The sequence below is a fragment of the Syntrophomonas wolfei subsp. methylbutyratica genome (genome assembly GCF_001570625.1).
In the GTDB taxonomy this organism is placed as follows: Bacteria; Bacillota; Syntrophomonadia; order Syntrophomonadales; family Syntrophomonadaceae; genus Syntrophomonas; species Syntrophomonas methylbutyratica.
Genome location: NZ_BBQT01000065.1, coordinates 1 through 521, shown reverse-complemented (window position 1 = coordinate 521; position 521 = coordinate 1). Strand labels below are relative to the sequence as shown.

1 rRNA gene is annotated in these 521 nt (G+C 51.2%); it reads left to right on the top strand.

Features of this window, described 5'->3' with window-relative positions:
- Positions 1-59: 59 nt before the first annotated feature.
- Positions 60-521: ribosomal RNA gene (locus AWB54_RS15025) — 16S ribosomal RNA — on the top strand; the annotation flags it as partial.

The window sequence follows — 521 nt, the reverse complement described above, 5'->3', positions numbered from 1 at the left end:
AGATGATTTAACTAACGGCTCTAACGAGAAAAAAGCCAGACGATGGCTAGGATAGACTTTTATTGGAGAGTTTGATCCTGGCTCAGGACGAACGCTGGCGGCGTGCCTAACACATGCAAGTCGAACGGACTAATGTTTGACACTGATTGTTTTCGAGCGGAAGCTAAAAGCCAGCTTGGTGCGAGCGAAGCGAGCATCCAAGCGACCAAAAAAGTGCCAAACCCTCATAGCAAAGCGAAGAGAGAACAGTGAGTGTCGAACATTAGTTAGTGGCGGACGGGTGAGTAACGCGTGGGCAACCTACCCATAAGCGGGGGATAACAGTTGGAAACGGCTGCTAATACCGCATAAGCTGTACAATACGCATGTTAAGTACAGTAAAGATGGCCTCTTGACAAAGCTATCACTTATGGATGGGCCCGCGTCTGATTAGCTAGTTGGCAGGGTAGCGGCCTACCAAGGCAACGATCAGTAGCCGGCCTGAGAGGGTGGACGGCCACACTGGGACTGAGACACGGCCC